The organism is bacterium (genome assembly GCA_020444325.1).
Taxonomy (GTDB): domain Bacteria; phylum Bacteroidota; class Ignavibacteria; order SZUA-365; family SZUA-365; genus BM516.
On the sequence record JAHLLD010000009.1, the window covers coordinates 176,973 to 184,601 of the forward strand.

At 57.1% G+C, this 7,629-nt stretch carries 4 protein-coding genes; 3 read left to right on the forward strand and 1 reads right to left on the reverse strand.

What is annotated here, in order from left to right:
- The first annotated feature begins 73 nt into the window (after positions 1 to 73).
- Entirely contained in the window at positions 74 to 1,990 is a 1,917-nt protein-coding gene (locus KQI65_12885) for a T9SS type A sorting domain-containing protein (GenBank protein MCB2205632.1), read from the forward strand.
- Between the two features lie 97 nt (positions 1,991 to 2,087).
- Here the strand turns inward: KQI65_12885 and KQI65_12890 are convergent, their stop codons facing one another.
- A complete protein-coding gene (locus KQI65_12890) occupies positions 2,088 to 4,148 on the reverse strand; it encodes a T9SS type A sorting domain-containing protein (protein ID MCB2205633.1) in 2,061 nt (686 codons plus the stop codon).
- Between the two features lie 326 nt (positions 4,149 to 4,474).
- Between KQI65_12890 and KQI65_12895 the strand changes: the two genes are divergently transcribed.
- Together KQI65_12895 and KQI65_12900 are read left to right on the forward strand one after the other, a co-directional pair.
- Positions 4,475 to 6,511 carry a T9SS type A sorting domain-containing protein gene (locus KQI65_12895; GenBank protein ID MCB2205634.1) on the forward strand — a complete coding sequence of 679 codons (2,037 nt, stop codon included), beginning with the start codon at positions 4,475 to 4,477 and terminating at the stop codon, positions 6,509 to 6,511.
- Positions 6,512 to 6,589: 78 nt separating this feature from the next.
- The gene (locus KQI65_12900; GenBank protein MCB2205635.1) at positions 6,590 to 7,549 is read left to right on the forward strand and encodes a D-glycerate dehydrogenase; all 960 of its coding nucleotides are present in this window, start codon (positions 6,590 to 6,592) and stop codon (positions 7,547 to 7,549) included.
- The last annotated feature ends 80 nt before the right edge of the window (positions 7,550 to 7,629 follow it).

Sequence of the window (7,629 nt, forward strand, 5' to 3'; positions counted from 1 at the left end):
GCAATTTGTTATCTGTCATCTGCAATCTGCAATCTGACATCTGACATCTGACATCTGACATCCGGACTCTGCTATGCAACGATACGTACTGATCCTCGCACTACTGACACTGAGCGCGACATCGATGAAAGCCGAATCGACGCTGATTGATGTGCTGAAATATGAAGCCACTGTACGATTCGAAATGAACACGGAGACGGTGCGGGGTGACGTGGCGATTACGCTGCGAAACGCGGCCCGCGGTGACCTGGACGCGTTCAGCCTGGATCTCGCGTTCGCGACGGTTTCCGCTGTAAGCATCAGCGGCAGCCCGGTGTCTTACACGCATGCGGACAACCTGCTTACGATTACCCCGGATACACCATTCCCGGCAGGAGACACAATTACCGTGCGCGTGCAGTACGCCGGGAGTCCCGACAACGAAGGCGGACCATTGCCCTGGGGCGGCTGCCACTGGGGTGATGTCACATATTTCATGGGTGTCGGTTTCACGACACCTGAGATTTCCGTCATGCGCTACTGGCTGCCGTGCAACGATATTCCGTCGGACAAGGCGACGTTCGATGTTACCTTCGAAGTGCCGCAGGACCTCGTTGTTGCGGGTACCGGTGTGCTTGCGGAACGACCTGATGCGGGAGCGGGATATACCGCGTATCGATGGGTGGAATCCCATCCCACGGCGACGTATCTCTTCACCTATGCGATCAGCGACTATGCGGTTGTGGAAGACAGCTGGAATTCCATTCCCATGCAGTACTTCGTCCCTCGCGCGGATTCCACGCGCGCCGTGGCGTATTTCTCCACCGTTCCCTCCATGATGGAGGCGTTCACCGCACGCTTCGGTCCCTACCCCTTCGACAAGGTCGGCTACTGCATTACCCCCATTGGTTCGATGGAACATCAGACCATGATCAGCTATGCTGCTTCGCTGTTTACCGGACTCGAGGAAGCGGGCAGCACGGCCGCACATGAACTGGCGCACATGTGGTGGGGCGATCTCGTCACCTGCAGGGATTTCGGCGACGCCTGGCTCAACGAAGGATTCGCGGTGTTCAGCGAAATGCTGTATGAGGAATACCTCGGTGGAGAGGCGGCGTATCGCGAAAAGCTTCGTGAGACAAAGCAGCGCTACAGGATTTCGGATTCGCGCAACGAAGGGATATTCCCATTGCACGATTTCCCCCGCGCTACAGTGTCCAACTACCCCGCAACGATATACCATAAGGGCGGCGCGGTCATGGCCATGCTGCGTGAGGTGATGGGAGACACGGCGTTTTTTGAAGGACTCCTCGACTACGCACAGAAACATGCCTACGCAAATGCTTCGACAGAAGACCTGCAGGCAGTTATGGAGATGCATCACGGCAGTGAACTCGGATGGTTCTTCGACGAGTGGGTATTCAAGGCAGGTTGGCCCGACTACATCGTGCAGCGAGTGAGCGATAACAGCAGCTCGCCCCTGCGCATTCAGCTGCTGCAGACACAGGACAGCACAAAGTATCCGTTTTTCCGAATGCCTCTCGATCTGCAGGTCGTGCTGCTGAGCGGCGACACAGTGCGCACCGTTCTCGATTCACGTGCACTCTCATTCCAGGAATTCAGTATTCCGGAAGCGCCCGCGAACGATGTAAAAAGCATTACCCTCGATCCGCGCAATATGATTTTGAAGTCAGTCGGATATCGGACCGTCGGCATATCCCCGCTCACTTCCGCAGCCCGGGAAATCAGTATTGGTGAAGCATACCCACAGCCATACAATCCCTCACGTGACGGAGTGGTTTCCCTCCCCGTCACCGCATCCGAAGGACAGGCGGTACAGGTCGTCGTGCACGACCTTCTAGGCCGTACGGTCGCGACGCTGTATGACGGATTCCTGTCGGGAGGAACAACGATGCTGCGTTTCGACGGCAGCGGATTGCCCCGCGGCATCTACCTTCTGCTTCTGCGATCCGGAACACAGACCACGGCACGGCGCGTGGTTCTCGAGTAGCGTCTCATCCGAATACGACATATCAAAACGGGCTGCCCCGAATCGCGAGGCAGCCCGTTTTTCGTGTGCGGGAGAGGAGGCAAGGACAATCCCGCACCTATCGCACGATCAGACGTTGCGTCATGGTCCCACCATTGTCTGTTCGTACAACAAGCATGTATATCCCCGGAGGAAGTGTCGCGACAGGGACCTGCATCTGCACGATTCCGTCAACGAGTTGAATTCCGCTCATCACAAAACGGCTCCTCCCGAGCAAATCCCACACACGCAGCACCGCGCGCTCCTCTCTTTCATTACGCAGCTCCAGCTGTAGCGTCCCGTCCTTCTGCTGCACCGGATGTGGATACAATGTGATTGCGGGCGTGTGCGCTGCAGTGACCAGAGACACGCGCAACGCCCTGAATTCCGACCTGTATCCATAGACATCCTCTTCCACGAGACGGTACCAGAGTTTGTTGCGCGTGGAGGCAGTGCCATCGAGCGTATCGATGAACTCGTACCACGCAGCCTCATGCGTCGTCCCGCGTGTGGCAACACTCCCGATTTCCTTCCACGGACCTTCTCTGGAATCGGCACGCTGCACCGCAAAGCGCAGCGACGCGTTTTCACTTTCCACTCGCCATCGAAGCTGCACGCTGCCATCCAATGCTGTGGCAGTGAAGGCGGAAAGGTCAACAGCGGGACGTGGAATGGGTATGCGTCCCTGAAAACGCGCAATGCCATTTTTCGACATCAGAACAAAGAACTCGAAATACGTGCCGGGTTCAGATGGGTTTTCTTCGGGTGAATACTGTTTGAACCGATAGTCTACATCAGAAATACCATTTTCATTATCGATCGATGCCAGGCGATTTCTCCCGAGCTGCGGCGAATCGCCCCAGACCTGGAATTCCTGACCGGGGTGTGTTACGTCCACGATTCTGGCGTGTGTCAGATCATTGTCTCCATCAGGAATGTTCGGTGTGCAACCCGCCCCATCTGTTGCGATAAGATATTTGAGCCCGTACTGTGGAAGCTCGAAATATCCGAGCGCACCCGAGAGTCCAGTCAGGGCTGGAGAAAGCGAGACCACATTGGCCGCGAGTGGAACATACAGCTGAGGCAGCGACTGGTTATCGTACTGAACCTGAAGCGTGTATGCGGTCGAATCGAAATTGCCGTCCATCCACACGCGTCCGGAAAGTTGCCCATTTGCATGCTGCAGCGGTTCGGCCGCCACACCATGCAACGCATGTGCGAAGGGTGCCCTGATGCGGAGTCCCAGCCGGAAGGAGAGTTTCCCTCCCCCCTGCACGTCGCGGTCAGGACGCTGTGCTGCGGGACGCCGATCCTCGACCAGCACGACAACTTCATTGTTCGGCGTCACCTGTCCCGGCCAGTTTCCACCACCGATGTATATGCGCACGGAATCGTACTGCACCGGTGGAGAAGGTCCCGGTGGATCATACCAGCCGCGCTTCCCTGAAACGGAAAACGCATCAGCCCAGCGGGTAGCGGGTAGCTCGCTGTCCTGCGCGTCCCCTATCGCGGACGCCGATGTGTTGCTGGTAGCGTAAATCAATTGCGGTGTAGACGACGGCGTATCCCAGCGCCAGACGCGCAATGGTCCCTGCTCCAGGTAATCGGGATCGCAGACCGTGGTCGCACCGACAGGCTTGCAGTATCCCCAGAGCGGATTGACGAGGTTGCACGCGTAAATGCGTCCCTCATCATCGACATCGATGCGGTAGACGCACATACGGTTCCGCATGAATCCCAGAGGCTTCGCTGCGGAGACAGTGAAGGTGTCGAGCGGCAGTGGCAGTTCACCACCGGCGCCCATCGCACCGTGAAAGGCGGAGCGTCCCATATCCATGCGTACGCCACCGCTGTCCGCATCAAGAATGTAGATGCGTGGCTGCGGCAGGAGTCCCAGAACCGGATCGATGATGAATTGTGGAGATACAACGTATACAACATCCCTGACCTCATCGTACGCAAGCGCGGTAAATCCCAGGCTGTCATACATCCAGCCGAAAGGCTGCGCGGGCTGCGGCTGGGCCGGAACGCTGTGTTTCCACTCCTCGCTCCAGAAAATATTTCCCTGTCCCTGCGCCTGGAATTCGGGCAGGAGAAGGATGCAGAAAAGAAGGAAAAAGCAGGTCGCCATCGATTTCATACCCATCTCCTCTGGTGTGACTTCTCCGTCATGGACACACGCGGACCGGAAATGTGACATCGGGATCTGATCGCGTAATATGACGGGAAAATGAGCGCCGCTCAAACAATGCTACAGGACAACTGTAACAATCTCATTTCTGCTGTGTCTTTTTCACTGACATCGCACAGCCGCAGTGCAGGAGAGACATGCGCATCCCTGATTCTGCTGTTCCTTGCTTCATCTTGCGGCATTTGGTATGTTTCAGAGACTTGCGAAGGTGTAACCCTTTGTAATTCCAATCGATAACAAAAACTTCTTCACATATCACCATCACGGAGTAATTCATGAAGAAAATTCTACTGACGACGGGCTGTATGCTTGCCCTGTTTCTCGCGACGCTGCCGAATCAGGCCAGCGCGCAGGGAAACATTTTCTGGGAAGAGCTCTGGCGCAATGTGCCACCCCCCGCCAATCAGACCAGCCACGTCAATGCCTGGATGATTCCGAGCAAGTCGTTCACCGGACTTGCCTATGACAAGTGGCGTGACGTGGTGTACATCGTCAATCCGCATACCTCCGTTGCTGGCCCTGTTTTCTGGCAGACGCCACGCATTTACGCATGGAAGTCGCAGACCGGTACACCGGCCATGGATGTTGGACGCTCCGCTGATGCTTCCTCGAAGGGACTCGGTGGCGAGCTCCCGGTACCAATTGATACCGTTGCTTCCGCCGGTGGCGTCCAGCTCTACCGCGGCTACTCGCAGAACACGTATTCTCTGTACAAAATCGACCTTGATGACGAAGGCCGCATTTTCGCATGTAACCTCGTCGTGCCCGTCTGGGGTATCTGCATTCTGCTCCCGAGCGGACAGTGCGATCCCGTGTACCTCGGACAGGGTCCCTTCCGTGTCTGGCGCTGGGATACTCCGGTCGCGAGTCCGAAATGCGTATACGCCACACTGAATGCCGGCAGCAACGGCATCGGCACGGGTCCCCTCGACAGTGAAATGAGCTACCATCGCTGGGGCGACGCATTTGACGTCATCGGCTACCGCTCGATGTATTATCCTCCGGGCGAAGATCCGTACCTGGTCGACAGTGTGCGCATTTACACCAGTGGCGGTTCCTACCCGACCCAGCCCAACTGGAATGAGCAAGTCAATGTAATCCTTGCTGACAGGCGTCCCGAGGCCCAGCGTCCTTCCTCCGATACCGGACCTTACAAGCTCGAATACCGCCTCGCGATTCGCCTCGTGAACTCGAACGCCGGTCTGGCCGCCCATGGCGTTGCCGGTACCAGCCTCCAGCTCGTGTCCGACGTGTGGATGGATTCGAATCCCCGTATCACCACCGCGGCAACACAGGTGCAGCATCCGACCAATCCCTGGCCGCAGACCTACAACCAGCAGGCCACCGGTAACCGCTCTCTGTCGAGTTCGCTTACTGGACAGTCTGGCGCCATTCGTTATTTCGAGTTGCCCGAGTACGGACTGAAGTATATTGTCCTTGCCGATGGGTATCCTACCGGTGGTGTCGATCCGACCATTCCGAACAACAATACCAAGGCGCGCATCATCGACGTCACTACCCCGGGGCAGGATTTCCAGATCTGGGGTGACACGCCGCAGCTTGGCAACAAGACGCTCAACAACAATTCGGCAGTTGAAAACTACATCGCCGATGTGGACTTCCAGCTCAAGCATTATTCTCTGCAGGAAGATCCGGACGAGCCCGGCCTGCATGTGATCCTTTACGTGCTGATGTCCAACAACGGTATTGCCGCCTTCCGCTCCCGCAAGGCCATTCCGGTCGAGCTCAACACGCTCAATGCCACGGTCAACGGCAACAACGTCGACCTGGTCTGGAATGTCACCAGCGAAAGCAACAACTACGGTTTCGAAATCGAGCGCAGCTTTGACGGCGGCGCGAATTACGAAAACGTCGGCTTCGTCAGCGGACGCGGAACGACCACTGCCCCGAAAGATTACAAGTACAGCGATCCCATCACTGCAACCCATCGCAACGTGGGCAACGTGAAGTATCGCCTGCGCCAGGTCGATAACGACGGTACGGCGACCTACTCGCCTGTCGTCGATGTGTATTTCGACGCGCAGCCGAGCACGATCTCCCTGTATCAGAATTACCCGAACCCCTTCAATCCGACCACCACGATCGCCTATCAGCTGACCAAGCCCGGTCATGTCACGCTCAGGGTCTTCAACTCCCTCGGCGAGAACGTTTCGACGCTCGTGAACGCAGAGAAGGGCGCCGGTACGCATCAGGTCACCATGGACGCAGCGAACCTGCCCTCAGGTACCTACATCTATCAGCTCAATGTTGATGGACAGATGCAGCAGAAGAAGATGACCGTCATGAAGTAAGACGTGTCGTCACACGACCTTCCATCCCGCGGTCATCCGGCCGCGGGATTTTTTTCATCCAGCATCTGGAGCTTCCGCATGGCACATACAGTATTCTGCACACGTGAGATTCCGGAAGCGGGACTCGCGCTTCTTCGGGAACATACCGACCTGCAGGTATTCGGGGAAAACAGGCAAATACGGAAAGAAGAACTGATCAGAGCCGTTGGCGACGCCGACGCTCTGCTCTGCCTGCTTTCCGATCCGATCGATGCGGATGTCATTGCAGCGGGACCGTCACTTCGCTGCATTTCAAGCTACGCCGTTGGATACAACAATATCGATATCGACGCCGCACGTGAACGCGGAATCGTCGTAACCAATACGCCCGGAGTCCTCACCGAAGCGACGGCAGACATCGCCTTCGCATTGATGATCAGCGCAGCCAGACGCATCGTCGAAAGTGATGCCTGGCTGCGGGAAGGGAAATTCGAGGGCTGGGCACCGAAGTTGTTTCTCGGTCATGACCTCGGAGGAAAAACACTGGGCATCGTCGGCGCGGGACGCATTGGACGAGCATTTGCCCGCAAGGCGGCAGCGGCGTTCGGTATGCGGTTGCTGTATCACAACCGAAGCAGAAATGAAACCTTCGAAAAGGATCTGGGCGCGACCTACGTTTCTTTGGAACAGCTGCTCACGGAAAGTGATGTCGTTAGCCTGCATGTCCCGCTCAGCCCGGAGACAACACATCTGATCGATGCTGCCGCCCTGGAAAAGATGAAATCCACCGCTATCCTGATCAACACCGCTCGCGGTCCTGTCATCGATGAAGAGGCACTGATCTCCGCGCTACAGGAACAGCGCATTTTCGGGGCGGGACTCGATGTCTATGAGCAGGAACCTGTCATCCCCGAAGCCCTGCTGAAGCTGCCAAACACTGTCCTTCTCCCGCACATCGGCAGCGCCTCCATCGCAACCCGCGACCGCATGGCAGAAATGGCCGCCCGCAATCTCCTCGACGTCCTTCATAACCGCGAACCAGCCCACCGCGTGGTATAGCGCCAGACAGCACGCGGGAGTGCCTTGCGGCACGCGGGAGTGCCTGCGGCACGCGGGAGTGCCTGCGGCACGCGGGAGTG

Bases quoted from the DNA above. Each gene is read 5' to 3' on its own strand.
- KQI65_12895 (MCB2205634.1), top strand. From the start codon at position 4,475: ATGAAGAAAATTCTACTGACGACGGGCTGTATGCTTGCCCTGTTTCTC.
- KQI65_12900 (MCB2205635.1), top strand. From the start codon at position 6,590: ATGGCACATACAGTATTCTGCACACGTGAGATTCCGGAAGCGGGACTC.
- KQI65_12890 (MCB2205633.1), bottom strand. From the start codon at position 4,148: ATGAAATCGATGGCGACCTGCTTTTTCCTTCTTTTCTGCATCCTTCTC.
- KQI65_12885 (MCB2205632.1), top strand. From the start codon at position 74: ATGCAACGATACGTACTGATCCTCGCACTACTGACACTGAGCGCGACA.